Genomic DNA, 18,600 nt, shown 5'->3' with positions numbered 1-18,600 from the left:
TGTGACTGTAGGATAAGTTATGGTCACAGCATGACCCTATGTGTCGTAAAAGTTGTTGGGTTACACTCGAACTCAACAAAGACACCATTCATGTGAATCAACTGTAAAGATCCTGCGAGGTTTGCCATGGCTGACTACAAAGCGCCCCTGCGCGATATGCGCTTCGTCCTCAATGAAGTATTCGAGGTCGCCAAACTCTGGGCCGAGTTGCCTGCACTGGCCGAAACTGTCGATGCTGAAACGGTCGAAGCCATTCTGGAAGAAGCCGGCAAGGTCACCAGCAAAACCATTGCGCCCCTGAGCCGTGCAGCGGACGAAGAAGGTTGCCATTGGGCGGACGGTGCTGTCACCACGCCGGCAGGTTTCCCACAGGCTTATCAGACTTATGCTGAAGGCGGATGGGTCGGCGTAGGTGGCGATCCGACCTATGGCGGCATGGGCATGCCCAAGGCGGTGTCGGCCCAGGTCGAAGAAATGGTCAACTCCGCGAGCCTGTCGTTTGGTCTGTATCCGATGCTGACGGCCGGTGCCTGCCTGTCGATCAACGCCCACGCCAGCGAAGAACTCAAAGCCGCGTACCTGCCCAACATGTACGCCGGTGTCTGGGCTGGCTCCATGTGCCTGACCGAGCCTCACGCCGGTACGGACCTTGGGATCATTCGCACCAAGGCCGAACCTCAGGCCGACGGTTCCTACAAGGTCAGCGGAACCAAGATTTTCATCACCGGCGGTGAACACGACCTGACCGAGAACATCATCCACCTGGTACTGGCGAAACTTCCGGACGCACCGGCAGGGCCGAAAGGTATTTCGTTGTTCCTGGTGCCGAAGTTCATGGTCAATGCCGATAGCAGCCTGGGCGCGCGTAACGCGGCGAACTGCGGTTCGATTGAACACAAGATGGGCATCAAGGCTTCATCGACGTGCGTGATGAACTTCGATGAAGCCGTGGGTTACATCGTCGGCGAGCCGAACAAAGGCCTGGCGGCAATGTTCACCATGATGAACTACGAGCGTCTGGGTGTCGGCATTCAAGGCCTCGCCACGGGTGAGCGTTCGTACCAGAACGCGATCGAGTACGCCCGTGACCGTTTGCAAAGCCGTTCGCCGACCGGCGCGCAGAACAAGGACAAGGTCGCTGACCCGATCATCGTCCACCCGGACGTGCGTCGCATGCTGTTGACGATGAAAGCCTCGAACGAAGGCGGCCGTGCGTTCTCCACCTACGTGGCGATGCAACTGGACACCGCCAAGTTCAGCGAAGATGCCACGACCCGCAAACGTGCCGAAGACCTGGTGGCGTTGCTGACGCCGGTTGCCAAGGCATTCCTGACCGATCTCGGCCTGGAAACGACAGTCCATGGCCAGCAGGTGTTCGGCGGCCACGGCTATATCCGTGAATGGGGCCAGGAACAGCTGGTGCGCGACGTGCGTATCACCCAGATTTACGAAGGCACCAACGGCATCCAGGCGCTCGACCTGGTGGGCCGCAAGATCGTCGGTACCGGCGGGGCGTTTTATAACCTCTTCGCTGACGAGATTCGTCATTTCACCGCGACGGCCAGCGCTGATCTGGCGGAGTTCACCAAGCCGCTGAACGATGCCGTGACCACGCTCGACGAGCTGACCGGCTGGTTGCTGGATCGGGCGAAAAACAACCCGAATGAAATCGGTGCCGCCTCGGTCGAGTACCTGCAAGTCTTCGGCTACGTGGCTTACGCCTACATGTGGGCACTGATGGCCAAGGCTGCATTTGGCAAGGAGGCGCAGGAGGATTTCTACGCGAGCAAACTGGGCACGGCGCGGTTCTACTTCGCGCGTTTGCTGCCGCGGATCCACTCGTTGAGCGCTTCAGTGAAGGCGGGCAGTGAATCGCTGTTCCTGCTGGATGCAGCACAGTTCTAAAAATGTAACGTCATGTAAGCATTCTCTTACATGACGTGCTGCCTTTCTGCCCTATGCGAAAATTGGATCCAGAGCTAATCTACTTCACATGGACGTAGCGCAGGAAGCGCACTAGCAACAACATGGACACGTAGGATTCTGCCAGGATGGCGGAGCGAAATGGATGTCAGGGAAACAGTCTGCAAAGCCCCGCTTCGGCGGGGTTTTCTTTTGCCCGCAGAAAAGTGGTCAGCTGAGCCCGTCGATGTTGACCGGGTTGTTCAAGCGATCAAGCGGCCCGTTGATGACTTCTTCCAACAGTGTGCGCAATAAAGCCAGTGAGGCTTGTTGGCGCTGCACATCCCGGCACACCAGCCCGACTTTCAACGGCACTCGCGGTTCGGTCAACGGTTTCCACAGCAGTTCGTCGCTGCCGAGCGCCTTCTGCGAGCGCCCCGGAAGGACCGTCGCCAGTCGGGTATTCGGCAGACTGTCGAGAATCCCTGCCATATTGTTCAGTTCCGCCTGCACCTGCGGTCGCCGTCCCAGGCTGGCCAATTGCGTCTGCCAGATCTGCCGGACTTGAAACTCTTCTCCCAGCAGCAACATCGGCAACTCGGCCGCCTGGCTCATCGAGACTTTCTTGAATTCCCGCAACGGGTGATCCGCCGGGATGACCAGCGTCAGCTCATCTTCGTACAGCATCACACCGTGCAACCCCGGCTGGCGTGGCGGCAGGTAGCTGATGCCGATGTCCAATGAGCCGTTGAGCAACCGACGCTCGATCTCCAGTCCCGTTAACTCATAGATCTGCACGACAAGATGCGGCTGCGCCTTGCGTACCCGTTCGAGCATCTGCGGTACCAGGCTGGTGTGCACGGTTTGCAAGACGCCGATGGCCAGTGTTCGCAGCGCCTGCCCCTTGAAATTACCCAGCGCTTCGCGTGCGCGTTGCAAGCCATCGAGCAAGGGCAGTGCGTGGTTGTATAGCGTATGGGCCGCCAGCGTGGGCAGCAGCCGTTTGCTGCTGCGTTCGAACAGGCTGACATCGAGGTTTTGTTCGAGGTGGCGGATCTGCTGGGACAGGGCGGGCTGGGAGATGGACAGTCGCTCGGCCGCACGGCCCACATGGCCTTCTTCGTAGACCGCGACGAAATATCGCAGTTGCTTGAAATCCATAAGTAACTCTTATCGAAAATGCTGGTAAATCGAAATGGCTCAGGGCCGCGCCTGAGCATAGTCTAACCGCATTCAAAAGGCTTACAGGGCCATAAACCGAGATGAATACCGTTGACGTCGATGGCATTTGCATAGGCAAGGCAAAAAACCTCGAACGAGGTTTGATCGGATGAATCTGTTCAATTTGCGTCGTAGCCCGCCCAGTATCGATGACCTTGTGGAAGGCAGTTTTCAGGCTTGCAGCGACAATAAGCCCTCCAGCGATTGCCTGATGCCTAGCGTTGAGCGACCTGCGCAAGTATTTGTGCGCGGTCAGGGCTCGTGGCTGTGGGACAGCGATGACCGTGCCTATCTGGACTTCTCCCAGGGCGGCGGCGCCAACAGCCTTGGGCACAGTCCTACGGTGTTGGTCAACGCGATCACCGAGCAGGCGCAATCGCTGATTAACGTCGGTTTCGGTTTACAGCATCGCGGCATGCTCAATCTCGCCAATCGGCTGTGCAAGAGCACCGACAGTGATCAGGCGTACCTGCTCAACAGCGGTAGCGAAGCCTGTGAAGCGGCGATCAAATTGGCGCGTAAATGGGGTCAGCGATATCGCGGCGGCGCTTCAAGGATCATCGTTGCAAACAACGCGTGCCATGGACGGAGTCTTGCCACGATTTCGGCGTCGGACAGTACAACGCTGACTAATCGATTCGAGCCGCTGTTGCCCGGTTTCAGTCATGTACCGTTCAATGACCTGCCGGCCCTGCATGCGGCTGTTGATGCCCAGACCGTGGCGATCATGCTCGAGCCGATTCAAAGCGATGCCGGGGTTATCCCGGCCACCGAGCGTTACCTTAAAGACGTCCAGCAGTTGTGCCGCGAGCTCGGCATCCTGTTGATCTTCGACGAAGTGCAGACCGGTATCGGCCGCTGCGGCGCCTTGCTTGCTGAACAGTCCTACGGCGTGCGGGCAGATATCGTGGTGCTGGGGAAAGGACTGGGTGGCGGCGTTCCCTTGGCGGCGTTGCTGGCACGTGGGAAGGCCTGTTGTTTCGACATCGGCGAACTGACCGGGACCCACCATGGCAACGCATTGATGACCTCGGCTGGCCTGGCTGTGCTCGACAGCGTGCAGGACAAAGGCTTTCTCGATCATGTCGACGAAACCGGTCAGCACCTGCGTGAAGGTCTGGCGCGCCTGGCCCATCGCTACGGTCACGGCGAATTGCGCGGGCGAGGGTTGCTATGGGGGTTGACCCTGTCCGACGACTCCGCTGATGCGGTAGTCAAGGCGGCTTTGCACGAGGGCTTGCTGCTAAATGCCCCACAGCCTGATTGCCTGCGCTTTACCCCGGCACTCACCGTCAGCACATCCAACATCGACGAAATGCTCCTGCGCCTGGCCCGCGCTTTCTCTCGCGTGCGCACCGCGCAACTGCAATGTCGCAAAGGGATTGCCGTCTGATCGGACTCGCCCTACACGAATTCCCGAACCGTCTCGCGGTATAACGCATCGCCCCACGCCTGATTCTTTTGGCGTGGGGCGTTTTTTTTAACGATGAAGCAATAGAAGGCGGTGAAAGAGCTGCTAAACATCGTTCAAAAACACGGTCTGGAAATACTGGCCTGAAGATCCGTACTGAACCCTGACCAGCGGCGCGTGTCGATTAGCTGTGTGGCTCACACGAGCCGATTTCAATCAGGAGCTGACCCATGGACTTCATTCGAATCATCATTGCAATTCTGTTGCCGCCACTGGGTGTTTTCCTGCAGGTGGGTTTCGGCGGGGCGTTCTGGCTGAACATTCTGCTGACGTTGTGCGGATACATTCCGGGGATCGTGCATGCGGTGTACATCATCGCCAAACGCTGAAAACTGTAGCGTTCGTTAGATCGCTTTGCGAGCAGGCTCGCTCCCACAGGGTGCGAGCCGGTCGACCTGTGGGAGCTGGCCTGCCAGCGATGCGGTATCAGCTGTCGAGCGCCATGATCCTTCGATAAAACAACCATTCCTGCTCCAGCGCATGTGCCTGATTGCCTGCCTTGCGAAAGCCATGGCGTTCGTCGGCGTAGTAATGCGCTTCCACCAGAATACCGTTGTCTTGCAGCGCCTTGACCATGTCACGGGTCTGCTGCGGCACCACCACGGCATCCAGTTCACCCTGAAAGAAAATCATCGGGACCCGGATGTTGCTCGCATGTAGCAACGGTGTTCGCGCCTTGTAGCGCTCGGCATCCTTCTCGGGATCGCCGATCAGCCAGTCGAGATAATCACCTTCGAACTTGTGGGTCGCGCGGCTGAGTGCAACCGGGTCGCTGACGCCATAAAGACTGGCGCCGGCGCGGAACACGTTGTGAAAGGCCAAGGCACAAAGGGTGGTGTAACCGCCGGCACTTCCGCCACGAATGAACGCCTGGTCGCCGTCGATCATCCCCCGGTCCGCCAGGTAGGCGACCACCGCGCAGGCGTCCTCGACATCTACCGCGCCCCAGCTCAAATGCAAAGCCTGGCGATACGCCCGGCCATAGCCACTGCTGCCGCGATAGTTAAGGTCAGCCACGGCAAAGCCGCGTTGCGCCCAGTACTGAATGCGTGGATCGAGCATCGGGTAACAAGCGGAGGTCGGCCCGCCATGGATAAACACCACCAGCGGCGGTTTCGCCTCACCGGTCATCGCCGGATAAAAGAAGCCATGGGCCTCGCCTGAGCCACTGGGGTAGCACAGCGTATGTGGAACGCTGATGTGTTCGGCGGGCAACGGTGTGACGCCGCCCGCCAGTACCTTCACCTGGCGGGTGCCGCGATCGATCGCGATAACGGCCGATGAACTGACCGGTGATGCAGCGATGCAGTAGATAAATTGCTCATCGATCGCCAAATGACGGAAGCGGCTGTAAGGGCCCGTGAAGTCTTCACTGACGTCAGCGACCAGGCCCAGTTTGCCGAATCCATCTTCGGTCCAGCTGGCCAGGTAGCTGTCTTCACTGAACGCAAGCCAGGTGCAGCCGCCGAGTTGCCAAGGGGCGGGTCCGTGGTCGGCTTCTGCACTGGGCAGCGGACTCAAACCTTCTGCAGATTCCACCCAGGGCTGCCAGAAGCCGGCGCGATCCGTCAGGCAATACAGTCGGCCACTGCGATCGAACCTGGGTTGTTGCAGCGATTCTTGAACGTTGTCGCCGGCCACGCAACGCGGCAGGGAAAAGCCGCCATCGTCGAGGCGATCGGCGACCATCAGGCGAGTGGCTGTCCACGGCTGATCCGGTCGGCTCCATTCGATCCAGGCCAAGCGTTGCGAGTCGGGACTCAATGTCGGCGCCGCATAAAAATCAGCCCCTTCGACCAGCAGATGACGCGTGCCGTTAACGACATCGATAGCCACCAGGCGATGCTGGTCACGGTTCTCCTCGACGGCCATGACCTGTCCGTTGGCGAACTGCAAATCGCCATAACGGCACTCGCCGCGAGTCAGCCCTTCGGGCGTCCCGCCCGTGAGCGGCTGTCGATACAGCTGCTGGTCGGCTTCGTTGACGAACACAACCCCGTCATCGGTCAGACAAAACGCGCCGCCGCCATATTCATACACCCGACTGCGCACGCTGAAACCTGGTGGCGTCAGGCAATGCGCCTGACCCTTATGCCAATGCCAGATTCGGCAAGCGGCGTCTTCGGGTCGGTATTCGTTCCAGAACAGGCCATGCCGGCCGACCTGCAATTCGGCAAAGTCGACACCGGCAGCGACGGCTTTGGCGGCGCTGAAGGGCTCAGCTTTTAGCGATGAGGCGTGAGTTTCGTTCATTGCGAAAGGCCAGTTGTTCGATGGTCTGAGTCGCGTGCTCGGCTTCTTCGCGGGCCTTGAGAATCACGCCGTGATGTTGCGATTTACTGCACACCGGGTCAGCGTTGCTGGCGTCACCGGTGAGCATGAAGGCCTGGCAGCGGCAGCCGCCGAAGTCTTTTTCCTTCTCGTCGCAAGAGCGGCACGGCTCGGGCATCCAGTCGTAGCCGCGAAAGCGGTTGAAGCCAAACGAGTCGTACCAGATGTGCTGCATGCTGTGGTCGCGCACGTTGGGAAACTGCACCGGCATCTGTCGGGCACCGTGACAGGGCAAGGCGGTTCCGTCCGGCGTGACGGTCAGAAAAATACTGCCCCAGCCATTCATGCAGGCTTTTGGGCGCTCTTCATAATAATCCGGCGTGACGAAAATCAGTTTGCACGGATGCCCTTCGGCTTCGAGCCTGGCGCGGTATTCGTTGGTGACGCGTTCGGCGCGCACCAGTTGTTCTTTGGTCGGCAGCAAACCGACCCGGTTGAGCTGCGCCCAGCCGTAAAACTGACACGTCGCGAGCTCGACGAAATCGGCCTCAAGGGCGATGCACAGCTCAATGATCCGGTCGATCTTGTCGATGTTGTGCCGGTGGGTGACGAAGTTCAGCACCATCGGGTAGCCATGGGCCTTCACTGCTCGAGCCATTTCCAGCTTCTGGGCGAACGCTTTTTTCGAACCCGCGAGCAAGTTGTTCACTTGCTCGTCACTGGCCTGGAAACTGATCTGGATGTGGTCCAGACCCGCTTTCTTGAAATCGCTGATTTTCTGTTCGGTCAGGCCGATGCCCGAGGTGATCAGGTTGGTGTAGAAACCCAACTTGCGCGCTTCGGCGATCAACTCGGCAAGGTCCTGGCGCACCAGCGGTTCACCGCCGGAAAAGCCCAGTTGAGCCGCGCCCATTTCCCGCGCTTCGCGAAACACCTTGATCCACTGCTCGGTGCTCAACTCTTTACCCTGCTCGGCGAAATCCAGCGGGTTGGAGCAGTAGGGGCATTGCAGCGGGCAACGGTAGGTCAGCTCGGCCAGCAGCCACAGAGGCAAGCCGATTTCAGGTTTGGGCGGCAACGTGCCTGACACAGTGTCAGGCAAGTTCGATCCAGTGCTCAGCACGGGCGACCTCCATGAATTGCTCGATGTCTTCACCGAGCTCGGGCACGCCGGGAAACTTCGCATCAAGTTCGGCGATGATCGCCGCAACGTCGCGCTCGCCATCGATCAAACCGCCGATCAATGCAGCGCTTTCGTTGAGTTTGATCATGCCTTCAGGGTAGAGCAGCACATGGCCTTTTTGTGCCGGTTCGTACTGATAACGGTAGCCAGTACGCCAGGTCGGGGTCTTGCTGCGATCGAAACTCATAAGGTGATTCCTTTATGCCAGACCCGCTGTTCAGTCACGCTGTGATAAGGCGGGCGGTTCAGTTCGTAGGCCATGCTCATGGCATCGAGCATGCTCCAAAGAATGTCCAGTTTGAACTGGAGAATTTCCAGCATGCGCTCCTGGCCTTCACGCGTCGTGTAGTGCTGCAAGGTGATCGCCAGTCCGTGTTCGACATCGCGCCGTGCCTGGCCCAGGCGGGTACGGAAGTATTCGTAGCCGGTCGGGTCAATCCACGGGTAGTGCTGCGGCCAGCTGTCGAGACGTGACTGGTGGATTTGCGGCGCGAACAGTTCGGTCAACGAGCTGCTGGCGGCTTCCTGCCAACTGGCCCGACGGGCGAAGTTGACATAGGCGTCCACGGCGAAACGCACGCCGGGCAGCACCAGTTCCTGAGAGCGCAGTTGATCCGGATCGAGCCCGACTGCCTGGCCCAGACGCAGCCAGGCTTCGATGCCACCGTCTTCGCCGGGAGCGCCGTCATGATCGAGCAGGCGTTGAATCCACTCGCGGCGAATCTCGCGATCCGGGCAGTTGGCGAGGATTGCGGCGTCCTTCAGGGGGATGTTCACCTGATAGTAGAAGCGGTTCGCGACCCAACCCTGGATCTGCTCGCGGGTCGCCCGGCCTTCATACATCGCCACGTGATAGGGGTGATAGATGTGGTAGTAGGCGCCTTTGGCGCGCAGCGCGGCTTCGAATTCGGCGGGGGGCATCGGGGTGTCAGTCATTTCGGTTCTCCGGGGCATAACCGTAGAGTTGTAGCGCCTGTACCGGCCTCATCGCCAGCAGGCTGGCTCCCACAGGGGAATGCGATCAACTCGCCAGCAGGCAGCTCCCACAGGGGATTGCGATCAACTGTGGGAGCCAGCCTGCTGGCGATAGACCGCGCAGCGGTCTCGATTTCTTACAACACAATACTCATGCCGTCATACGCCACTTCAACATCGCGTCGCACCAGCTCCGCTCGCTCGGGTGAATCCTCATCGAGAATCGGGTTGGTGTTGTTGATGTGGATAAGTACTTTGCGCGGCAGTGGCAATTGCTCGAGCACTTCGAGCATGCCGCCGGGGCCGTTCTGCGCCAGGTGACCCATTTCCCGACCGGTGCGCGTACCGACGCCGCGGCGCTGCATCTCGTCGTCATCCCACATCGTGCCATCCACCAGCAGGCAATCGCTGCCCGCCATGATCTCCAGCAGCGGCGCGTCGACTTTCCCCAGGCCCGGTGCGTAGAACAGCTTGCCGCCGGTGTTCACGTCTTCGACGATCAGGCCAATATTGTCGCCTGGGTGCGGGTCAAAGCGGTGCGGCGAATAGGGGGGCGCGGCGCTACGCAGGGGCAGAGGGGTAAAGCGAAGATTGGGGCAGGCAGGGACGGTGAAGCTCTGGTCCAGTTCGATACGGTTCCAGCTCAATCCGCCGTTCCAGTGGGTCAACATGGTGAACAGCGGAAAACCGGTGCTCAGGTCTTCGTGGACCATGTCCGTGCACCACACCTGGTGCGGGCATCCTTCACGCAAGCTGAGCAGGCCCGTGGTGTGGTCGATCTGGCTGTCCATCAGGATGATCGCGCTGATACCGGTATCGCGCAGGGCGCGGCCCGGTTGCATCGGGGCAAAGCTCTGGAGCTGGGCGCGGATGTCCGGAGAGGCGTTGCACAGCACCCAGTTCACACCGTCATCGGAAATCGCGATGGACGATTGGGTGCGCGCTGTTGCCCGCAGGCTGCCGTCGCGAAAGCCTGCGCAGTTCACGCAGTTGCAGTTCCACTGGGGGAAACCACCGCCAGCGGCGGAACCTAGAATCTGGACAAACATGGTCGCTCCATCATTTCGAATCTGAAAATAAAAACGCCCCGGTGAACCGAGGCGTTGAACCGCGAGAGATCTTAGCGGCTTGCGAAGTACATGGTGACTTCAAAGCCGATACGCAGATCGGTGTAAGCAGGTTTGGACCAGGACATGGGAGTGCTCCTTCAGGTGGTGGGACGGTTGAGATCTATACATATAGTCCACCTCCACGCGGAGATGTTCAGATAGTTAGGTGGCTATGTTACTCAAAATTACAGAGTCCTTGCCCGTGAAACTTTGAGAAAGCTAATTGCGCCACCGGTAAAGATCATTTTGCCACTTGCCAGGGTGAGCCAGGGCTTGCCCCGCTGGCCAGACAGCGCCAACCGCCGTCGGCGTGAATCAGTCGTTTTGCAGCGGCCAGTAAAGCCTGCCGGTCGATCATCAGAATGGCACGGGGCAGACGCTCCAGATAATCCGACGAGTGGCCGGCCAGCTTTGCTTGCCAGAGCAGTTCGGCCGCCAGGGTGTCGGGAAGCGTGGCGCTGTCGAATTGATCGGCCAAGGATTGGCGCTGTGCGACGAAGGTGGTTTCGTCGATGCGTTCGATCATGCCCGGCAAGTCGGCCAGGAATGTTTTCACGTGCTCCAGCAGCGCTACCGGAGCCACTGTCGGCGACTGCACACCGAACAGAATTCCCGTCTGCCCGTGGACCTGACGCAGGGCGCTGAACACCGCATAACCCAGTTGCAGCTCTACACGCAGGCGCTGATAAAACGGCGTCTGGCATATATGCGCGAGCAAACGCCAGGCTGCTTCATCAGTGATGTCCAGGGTCGCCGTGGGACAGAAAAGCAGTAACGCATGCTCATTGGACTGTGTATCGATGGCGGTCCACAGGTGCTGAGCGTGGATCGAGGGCGCGGGCGTCGATTGATTGTCCGCAGCGCCCGGCACCCGGCTCAAGGCAAAGCCCATCGCCGCTTGTGTTTGCGCGGACAGACCGGTCGCGAGTCCATCCCAGCGCGCGCCTAACCAGAGTTGCAGCAGGTCGTCCGAGTCAGCGGTGCGCTCAAGGCAGTGGCCCGGCAGCGCTTGAAGCAGCTGCCGAATCGGAATCAGTGCCACCTTCTGCGGTGCTGGCAGCGGGGCGTCCGCATCGGATTTTGTCAGCTCTTTCAGCGCATGTTCGAGGATGGTCGGCATCGGTTCTTGCAGGCCGGTCATCTTCAGTAACCATTGATTGCCTGATGCGCTGAAGGAGAAGTCGATACCGGCCTGACGCGCGTCTTCGCGTAATGGCTGAAGACGGGTTTCCAGGTTCGCTTGCAGGTTGCTGTGAGGGCTGGCCGCCAGTTGCCAGCGTAGGTACACCGCGCCTTCATCGGTGTGATCCGGCAACGCCTGACTGAATTGCATCGGCGAATGTTCACGACGGGTGCGCGAGCGATCCTGAGCAAAAGTGCGCAAACCTCGGTGTTTGCTGGTCTGGCCACGAATCAGGCCGGCGTTCGGGGCTGGCGCCTCGCTGCGCAGAAACGGGTTGGGTGCTGGCAGCTGCCATTGGCCGCTGAAGTTATCCACAGCGCCCATTTGTTTGAGGATTTCTCGAAGTGCAATAACGCCCTGGTCGGATAACCCGGTTTCCTGCTGTGTGACATCAAGTTGAGCCAATTTCAACGCACCAGCTACCTGCTGCTCATGGTGCAGGAGGGCGCTGTATTCTTCGCGCAACCCGATCCAGGGTTGGTGGCTGGCAAAAAATCCCAGCCAATCCAACAGCGGTTCGCGCAGTGCCTTCTGCGATTGAGTGGTCGCGAACTCGATGTCCAGCAGGGCCTGGCCGCCAAACCGATACAGCGGCGTGGCGTTCATATGCTCCGCTAACCCGCGAGCCTGCAGCTCGGTCAGCAGGCCGCCGGGTTTTGCCGCGTTGAGCCAATGACACAGAAAGGCCAGCGCTTGGGACGACGAATCCGCAAGAGCTTCGAAGGCAAACAGCAGATCCAGTCGATGGTCAGCAGCCTGTTGATAACTTTTGCCTAAAGCATCCATCAGCGCAGGGGGTGTTTGTTGCGGGACTGTTGCACCCGCTGCAATGGCGCTGCCGAAGGTCTCGGCCAACGCTCGCAGTTCATCGATACGGTGTGGCCCGACCAGACTCAGCGTCATCTGTCCTGTTTGATAAAAGTGCTGATGAAAGTCGCGTAACGCCTGCTGAAACGCAGGTTGCGAGACGGGCAGGCTGTCGCGGTTGCCCGCATGAAAGCCCCGCAGTGGATGAGTCGCCGAGAGTCCGTCGAACAGCGCGCGCTCCTGTTGAGCCGCCGCGTCCTGAGACCAGGCAACACACTCCGCCTCCAGTACTTCCCGTTCCCGCAACTGATCGTCCAGGTTCATGCACGGGTGAGCGAGCATGTCCGACAGACGCTCCAGCCCACCGGCAAATGCCTGCGGCGGCAGTTCGAAGAAGAAGTCAGTGGTGCGTTCGCTGGTCCTCGCATTGACCTGGCCGCCGTGACCCTGCACGTAGGCCATCAGCCCTTGGTTCGCAGGGAAACGCGCGGTACCGAGAAACAGCAGGTGTTCAAGAAAGTGCGCCAGCCCCGGCCATGCCAATGGCACGTCGTGACTGCCTGCTGCAACCCGCAATGCAGCGGCGCAACGCTTCAAGTGTGGCGCATGACGCAGCGTCACCCGTAGGCCATTGGCCAGGGTTTCAGTGTGGGGGCGGGAGGGATTCAACGCAGGCATGAGCACTTCCAGAACAGAGAAGCGCTAATGCTAGCGGATAACGGTGGATCAGCGCTTGTTCAGCTCGCCGTAAAGCTCAGGGCGACGATCGATAAGGTAGTGATATGCGGTCCGCGAGTCGACCATCAACTGACGATCCAGCTCGCCGACAATCAGCGCTTCATCGAGACCGGCCTGGGCAATGCGGCTGCCATCCGGCGCGGCGATGCTGCTCTGGCCGCAGTAGTGAATCTCGCCTTCGTGCCCGCAGTAGTTGGCGTAGGCCACATAGCATTGGTTTTCGAAGGCTCGGGCGCGGACGGTGACGTCAGCGATAAAGTCGAACGGCACCATGTTCGCCGTCGGCACCAGAATCAGCTCGGCACCTGCCAGGGCAAGGCGACGAGCATTTTCCGGAAACTCCAGGTCGTAACAGATCAGGAAACCGAGCTTCCAGCCGTTAAGTTCGACCAGCGGCAACTCGTCACCGCCGGCGCTGAACATGGAGTGATCAAGATCGCCGAAGAGGTGGGTCTTGCGGTAATTGCACAGGCGCTCACCGTTGGCATCGATCAGTTGCACCGAGTTGTAGATCTGCCCGTCCTCGGTGCGCTCGGGGTAGCCATACAAAATGGCGATCCCGGCTGTCTTGGCAATGCGCGCGATCTGCTGCGCCGATTCACCGTTGTGCACTTCGGCCAGCACGCTGACGGCATCGACGCCGATGTTGTAGCCGGTCAGGAACATCTCCGGCAGCACCAGCAAGTCTGCACCCTTGGCCTCCAGCGCGAGCTGATGCAGGCGATGCAGATTGCCGGCAACATCAAGGGGCAGCGGCGGACATTGGTAAAGGGCTACGCGCATTTGGAACTCCTTTTACTCGGGCAAGGCGATCGGACCGATCTCGTTGAACACATCTCCTGGACCCGGGTTCTCGGCGTGAGTTTCACCGCCGAAGTGCTTCATGATGCCCCAGACCGCGTTAAGGGAGGTCTGCACCGCGCCTTCGACCCATGCTGGCGTCCATGAAACATCGTCGCCGGCGATGAAGATCCCGCGCTGTTCGGCGGGCATGTCTTGCTGCATGAAATGTGCGTACATGCGCTGGTTGTAGCGGTAGTGGCCGGGCAGGGCGCCTTTGAATGCGCCGAGGAAATGCGGATCGGATTCCCATGACACGGTGATCGGGTCGCCGATGATCCGCGCAGCAATGTCGACTTTCGGGTAGATCTTTTTCAAGGCGTCCAGCGCCAGTTTCACGCGCTTTTCGACCGGGTGCGGGAGCATCTTCAGCGCGTCGCTCATCCACGAATAAGACAGGCAGATCACACCGGGCTTGTCGTCACCATTGTCGAAGAGGTAAGTGCCGCGGGTCAGGCGATCGGTGAGGGTCATGCTCATCAGGTCGCGGCCGGTTTCCGGGTCCTTGTCCTTCCAGAATGGTCGATCGACCATCACGAATGTTTTCGAGGACTGCATGTAACGGGTGCGGTCCAGGGCCATCCACATCTTTTGCGAAAACAGGGTTTCGTCGCATTCGATCTGGGTGGTCAGCAGCCAGCTCTGGCAGGTTGTCAAAACAGCCGCGTATTCACGGGTGTCGCCGTAGTTGTCGGTGACGGTAAAACGTCCGTCTGGCGCATGGGCAATTTTTTTCACGCCAGAGCGCGGTGCACCGCTGTGCAACGAACTGAGGCTCGTGCCTTGCGGCCAGTGCACGCAACGTTCCGGTACATGGCGCCAGATGCCGAGGGGGACTTGCTCCACGCCGCCGACGACCAGGTGCTGATGGTCATCGCAGTTGGTCATCACCACGCGGAAGATTTCCAGCATCGAGTTAGGGAAGTCAGAGTCCCAGCCACCCGTGCCGAAACCTACCTGGCCAAACACTTCGCGGTGGTGGAACGACAACTTGGCGAAGGCTTTGGAGGTGGCGACGAAGTCGTAGAAAGTGCGGTCGTCCCACAGTGGAACCAAGGTGTTCCATAGCTCTTTGAGGCGCGACACGTCGCGGTCGCGGATGGCTTGCTGGATATCGGAGAACTGCGAACCGGCTTCGAGCGCATCCGCCCAGGCGTCAGCGACTTCCTGGAACAGCGCCGGAAGGTCCGCCAGCTTCTCTGCGTAATGGGTTTTACCTTCCAGGTCGATGACGGTGCTGCCCGAAGCTGGCGTCAGCGGGTTCGGGAAAGGTTTGGTTTCCAGACCGAGCTTGTCGACGTAGTGGTAAAACGCGGTGGATGACACCGGAAAACGCATGCCGCCGAGCTCTGCGACGATGCCTTCAGCGCCGTTGAATGCCTGGGAGCGCAGGCGTCCGCCCATTTTCGAGGCTTCGTAAACGACGGGCTTGAGGCCCAGTTTCATCAATTCATAGGCTGCCACCAAGCCCGCGATGCCGGCACCGACAATCGCGACTTCTGCACCGTGATTGTGTGCGGGAATGCTACCCAGGCCAGCCGGGTGCTCAATCCAGTCGTCGAAGCCGAAAGGAAAGTCAGGACCAAAGATGGTGACTGGTTTTTTACCGTCTGCAGGATGGCGATTATTCTTGTTCATGGCTGACCTTGCTGGCGACCCGACGCGGTAGGCGCATCTGAGTATAGGAAAAGATGGCAGCCATTCTAGAGAGCGTAGAACACGTTAATAAGACGCAAAGTGTCGTCGTTTTGCCTATCTACTGATCAAAGTGACGACCTGTCGATACATACTGTCCACTGTGGGGGCGAGCAGGCTCGTTTCCACAAGGAATCGTGTTTAAACCGGTTGCCCCCGGTCAATCTTGCTACTGAGGATGATCGACGTCGTGGTCTTCTCCACGCCGTCCACACTCCCGATCTGATCCAGCAACTGATCCAGCTGCTCGGGCGATTCAGTGCGCAGCCACGCGACGTAATCAAACTCACCACTCACTGCACACAATTGCTGAACCTGCGCCATCGCACTGAGGCGTCTCAGCACTTCTTTGCCCGAGCGCGGCTGCACGGTGATCCCGACATACGCCTGCAATCCGCCATCCACTACGCGCTGACCCAGTCGCACGCCGTACCCGGTGATGACTTTGGCTTTTTCCAGTCGGGCAAGTCGCGAGGTCACCGTGGTGCGGGCGATGCCCAGTTGGCGAGCGAGCATGGCCACACTTTCGCGGGCATTGATCTGCAAGGCAGCGATCAGTTGGCGATCGATTTCGTCAAGAACGGGTGGGCGAATGTCAGGCAAGGGGCGTCTCCAGCGGCACAGATCAGTGGATTGGCATGTTACAGGCACCGCTTGCACAACGGATGCCTGATCCGTATTCAGTACCGTTCAGGACATTTTCAGCTGCGACAATTTGCCATAAGTAACTAGGTAGTACATCATTTCTCAATTGTCACACTTGGGGAAAATGACTGACATGAATAATTCTGGGGCTGCCGGCGGCAGCCAATGGTTGCTGCGGGGGCTGGGTGTCCTGATTGCCTTGATCGGGCTCGGCCTTGCCGGTGGTGGTGCTTACCTGATCTCACTGGGCGGAAGCTGGTACTTCCTGCTGATGGGGTTGGCGATGCTGGTTTCCGGGCTGATGATCGCTCGCCTTAAACCGCAAGGGGCGTGGCTGTATGGCCTGGCGCTGATCCTGACCGCGCTTTGGGCCGTGTGGGACACCGGTTTCGAGTACTGGCCGCTGGTCTCGCGCGTGCTGACATTTGCCGTGATCGGACTGGTTGTCGCCCTGATCTATCCCACGCTGGTGCGGGCTTCCGGCGCAGCGGCGGGGCGTGGCGCTTATGGCCTGGCAGGCATTCTGGGCGTCGGCGTGGTTGCAACACTGGCCTATATGTTCGTGCCAACTCACGTGGTCAAGGCCACGACTGAACCATCGGTGACGCCGGTGACTCCGGGTACCGAGCAGAAGGACTGGGCTCATTGGGGCAATACGACGGCGGGCAACCGCTTCGCTGCACTGGACCAGATCAACAAGGGCAATATCGACAAGCTGCAGGTGGCCTGGACTTTCCGCACCGGTGACCTGCCGCAAAGCACCGGCGCAGGCGCGGAAGACCAGAACACGCCGCTGCAGATCGGCGACACCGTCTACACCTGCACGGCGTACGGCAAAGTCTTTGCACTCGACGCTGACACGGGTGCACAGCGCTGGAAGTTCGATCCGCAAGGCACTGCGCCGAACTGGCAACGCTGCCGAGGCCTGGGTTATTCAGAAACCCCTGCGACCCCGGACAAACAGCCAGCGGCCTGTACGAAACGTCTGTTTCTACCGACCGGTGATGCGCGTCTTATTGCAATCAATGCCGAGACCGGCAAACCGTGTGAAGAGTTTGGCATCAAGGGAACGGTCGATCTCACAACCGACATGGGCGAAGTAAAACCGGGCTACTACCAGCAAACCTCGACACCTTTGGTGGCCGGTGATGTGGTGATTGTCGGTGGGCGCGTGGCGGACAACTATTCCACCGGCGAGCCGCCAGGGGTGGTTCGTGCGTATGACGTGCGCAGTGGCGAGCTGGTGTGGGCGTGGGATCCGGGTAACCCGAACACGACCAAACGCCCTCCAGCGGGGGAGACTTATACCCGCGGCACCCCGAACGTCTGGTCGGCGATGTCCTACGACGCCAAGCTGGGTCTGGTTTACTTGCCGACCGGCAATGCCACTCCGGACTTCTTCGGTGGTCAGCGCACCGAATTCGATGACAAGTGGAACTCGTCCATCGTCGCTATCGACGTGAAAACTGGCCAGGTGCGCTGGCACTTCCAGACCACTCACCACGACTTGTGGGACTTCGACCTGCCTGCGCAACCGTTGCTGTACGACGTGCCGGATGACAAGGGCGTCATGCAGCCTGCGTTGGCACAGGTCACCAAGCAGGGCGAGATCTTCCTGCTCAACCGTGAAACCGGCGTGCCGATCGCCCGTGTTGAAGAGCGTCCGGTGCCGCAAGGTAACGTGCCCGGTGAGCGTTATTCGCCGACCCAGCCGTTCTCGGTCGATATGCCGTCGATTGGTAATCAGAAACTGACCGAATCGGACATGTGGGGCGCCACGCCGTTTGACCAGTTGATGTGCCGGATTCAGTTCAAGGGCATGCGCCACGAGGGCGTGTATACCCCGCCTGGCCTTGATCGTGCGTTGCAGTTCCCGGGATCCTTGGGCGGCATGAACTGGGGTAGCGTCTCGGTGGATCCGACCACGAACTACATGTTCGTCAACGACATGCGCCTGGGCCTGGCCAACTACATGATCCCCCGCGACAAGATCGCTGCGGGCGCCAGTGGTATCGAAATGGGCGTGGTACCGCAGGAAGGCACGCCTTTCGGGGCAATGCGGGAACGTTTCCTTTCGGCGGCCGGCATTCCTTGCCAGAAACCACCGTTCGGCACGATGTCCGCCATCGACCTCAAGACCCACAAACTCGTCTGGCAGGTGCCGGTTGGCACCGTTCAGGACACCGGCCCGCTGGGTATTCGCATGCACTTGCCGATCCCGATCGGCATGCCGACCCTTGGCGCGTCGCTGGCCACCCAGTCCGGCTTGCTCTTCTTCGCGGGAACCCAGGATTTTTACCTGCGTGCTTTCGATACCGGCAACGGTAACGAGATCTGGAAATCCCGTTTGCCGGTCGGCAGCCAGTCCGGGCCGATGACGTATGTTTCGCCGAAAACCGGGAAGCAGTACATCTTGCTCACCGTGGGTGGCGCGCGTCAGTCGCCGGATCGGGGGGACTATGTGATTGCGTATGCGTTGCCTGAGTAAAGGTTGAATCGCAGACACGAAAAGCCGCGCCATTGCGCGGCTTTTTGTCGGGCGGAAAAGAGGGTGTAAAAA

15 protein-coding genes are annotated in these 18,600 nt (G+C 59.6%); 4 read left to right on the top strand and 11 right to left on the bottom strand.

Annotated elements, in window-relative coordinates:
- Positions 1 to 126 precede the first annotated feature (126 nt).
- Positions 127 to 1,905 carry an acyl-CoA dehydrogenase C-terminal domain-containing protein gene (locus tag AC3ZVB_RS21770; protein WP_490147709.1) on the top strand — a complete coding sequence of 593 codons (1,779 nt, stop codon included), beginning with the start codon at positions 127 to 129 and terminating at the stop codon, positions 1,903 to 1,905.
- Positions 1,906 to 2,133: 228 nt separating this feature from the next.
- On the opposite strand, the gene AC3ZVB_RS21765 is transcribed toward AC3ZVB_RS21770, so the two are convergent.
- The gene (locus AC3ZVB_RS21765) at positions 2,134 to 3,063 is read right to left on the bottom strand and encodes a LysR family transcriptional regulator (protein ID WP_162436240.1); all 930 of its coding nucleotides are present in this window, start codon (positions 3,061 to 3,063) and stop codon (positions 2,134 to 2,136) included.
- A 169-nt stretch (positions 3,064 to 3,232) separates the two neighbouring features.
- On the opposite strand from AC3ZVB_RS21765, the gene AC3ZVB_RS21760 reads away from it, so the two are divergent.
- Together AC3ZVB_RS21760 and AC3ZVB_RS21755 are read left to right on the top strand one after the other, a co-directional pair.
- Positions 3,233 to 4,516, top strand: coding sequence for an aspartate aminotransferase family protein (locus tag AC3ZVB_RS21760; RefSeq protein ID WP_162436241.1), 1,284 nt, complete (start codon positions 3,233 to 3,235; stop codon positions 4,514 to 4,516).
- Positions 4,517 to 4,764: 248 nt separating this feature from the next.
- The gene (locus AC3ZVB_RS21755) at positions 4,765 to 4,923 is read left to right on the top strand and encodes a YqaE/Pmp3 family membrane protein (protein ID WP_003228885.1); all 159 of its coding nucleotides are present in this window, start codon (positions 4,765 to 4,767) and stop codon (positions 4,921 to 4,923) included.
- Between the two features lie 97 nt (positions 4,924 to 5,020).
- Here AC3ZVB_RS21755 and AC3ZVB_RS21750 read toward each other — a convergent pair whose 3' ends face one another.
- The 10 genes from AC3ZVB_RS21750 to AC3ZVB_RS21705 form a co-directional block, all read right to left on the bottom strand.
- A complete protein-coding gene (locus AC3ZVB_RS21750; protein WP_162436242.1) occupies positions 5,021 to 6,847 on the bottom strand; it encodes a S9 family peptidase in 1,827 nt (608 codons plus the stop codon).
- Positions 6,813 to 7,955: a pyrroloquinoline quinone biosynthesis protein PqqE gene (pqqE, locus tag AC3ZVB_RS21745; RefSeq protein WP_162436297.1), complete on the bottom strand. Its 1,143-nt coding sequence runs from the start codon at positions 7,953 to 7,955 to the stop codon at positions 6,813 to 6,815. The genes AC3ZVB_RS21750 and pqqE overlap by 35 nt, the downstream gene beginning before the upstream one ends.
- Positions 7,956 to 7,959: 4 nt before the next feature.
- Positions 7,960 to 8,235: a pyrroloquinoline quinone biosynthesis peptide chaperone PqqD gene (pqqD, locus tag AC3ZVB_RS21740; RefSeq protein WP_162436243.1), complete on the bottom strand. Its 276-nt coding sequence runs from the start codon at positions 8,233 to 8,235 to the stop codon at positions 7,960 to 7,962.
- Positions 8,232 to 8,984, bottom strand: coding sequence for a pyrroloquinoline-quinone synthase PqqC (pqqC, locus tag AC3ZVB_RS21735; protein ID WP_162436244.1), 753 nt, complete (start codon positions 8,982 to 8,984; stop codon positions 8,232 to 8,234). Before pqqC ends, pqqD begins: the two co-directional genes overlap by 4 nt.
- A gap of 176 nt (positions 8,985 to 9,160) precedes the next feature.
- On the bottom strand, positions 9,161 to 10,072 hold the full coding sequence (gene pqqB / locus AC3ZVB_RS21730) for a pyrroloquinoline quinone biosynthesis protein PqqB (RefSeq protein WP_162436245.1): 912 nt from the start codon (positions 10,070 to 10,072) through the stop codon (positions 9,161 to 9,163).
- Positions 10,073 to 10,143: 71 nt separating this feature from the next.
- A complete protein-coding gene (gene pqqA / locus AC3ZVB_RS21725; protein ID WP_009045898.1) occupies positions 10,144 to 10,218 on the bottom strand; it encodes a pyrroloquinoline quinone precursor peptide PqqA in 75 nt (24 codons plus the stop codon).
- A gap of 155 nt (positions 10,219 to 10,373) precedes the next feature.
- A complete protein-coding gene (pqqF, locus tag AC3ZVB_RS21720) occupies positions 10,374 to 12,800 on the bottom strand; it encodes a pyrroloquinoline quinone biosynthesis protein PqqF (protein WP_490147708.1) in 2,427 nt (808 codons plus the stop codon).
- 48 nt (positions 12,801 to 12,848) lie between these two features.
- Positions 12,849 to 13,643, bottom strand: a complete 795-nt coding sequence (locus AC3ZVB_RS21715) for a carbon-nitrogen hydrolase family protein (RefSeq protein WP_194693805.1) — start codon at positions 13,641 to 13,643, stop codon at positions 12,849 to 12,851.
- Between the two features lie 12 nt (positions 13,644 to 13,655).
- Positions 13,656 to 15,338 carry a flavin monoamine oxidase family protein gene (locus AC3ZVB_RS21710; protein ID WP_490147707.1) on the bottom strand — a complete coding sequence of 561 codons (1,683 nt, stop codon included), beginning with the start codon at positions 15,336 to 15,338 and terminating at the stop codon, positions 13,656 to 13,658.
- Positions 15,339 to 15,536: 198 nt separating this feature from the next.
- Positions 15,537 to 15,998: an Lrp/AsnC family transcriptional regulator gene (locus AC3ZVB_RS21705; protein ID WP_162436249.1), complete on the bottom strand. Its 462-nt coding sequence runs from the start codon at positions 15,996 to 15,998 to the stop codon at positions 15,537 to 15,539.
- A 175-nt stretch (positions 15,999 to 16,173) separates the two neighbouring features.
- Here AC3ZVB_RS21705 and AC3ZVB_RS21700 point away from each other — a divergent pair, with 175 nt between their 5' ends.
- The gene (locus AC3ZVB_RS21700; RefSeq protein ID WP_490147706.1) at positions 16,174 to 18,528 is read left to right on the top strand and encodes a glucose/quinate/shikimate family membrane-bound PQQ-dependent dehydrogenase; all 2,355 of its coding nucleotides are present in this window, start codon (positions 16,174 to 16,176) and stop codon (positions 18,526 to 18,528) included.
- Positions 18,529 to 18,600: the final 72 nt, after the last annotated feature.

This window comes from Pseudomonas sp. MDV22-iso1 (assembly GCF_058145095.1).
Note: the sequence above shows the minus strand (reverse complement) of the source record. Positions and strands in the feature narration are given on the sequence as shown.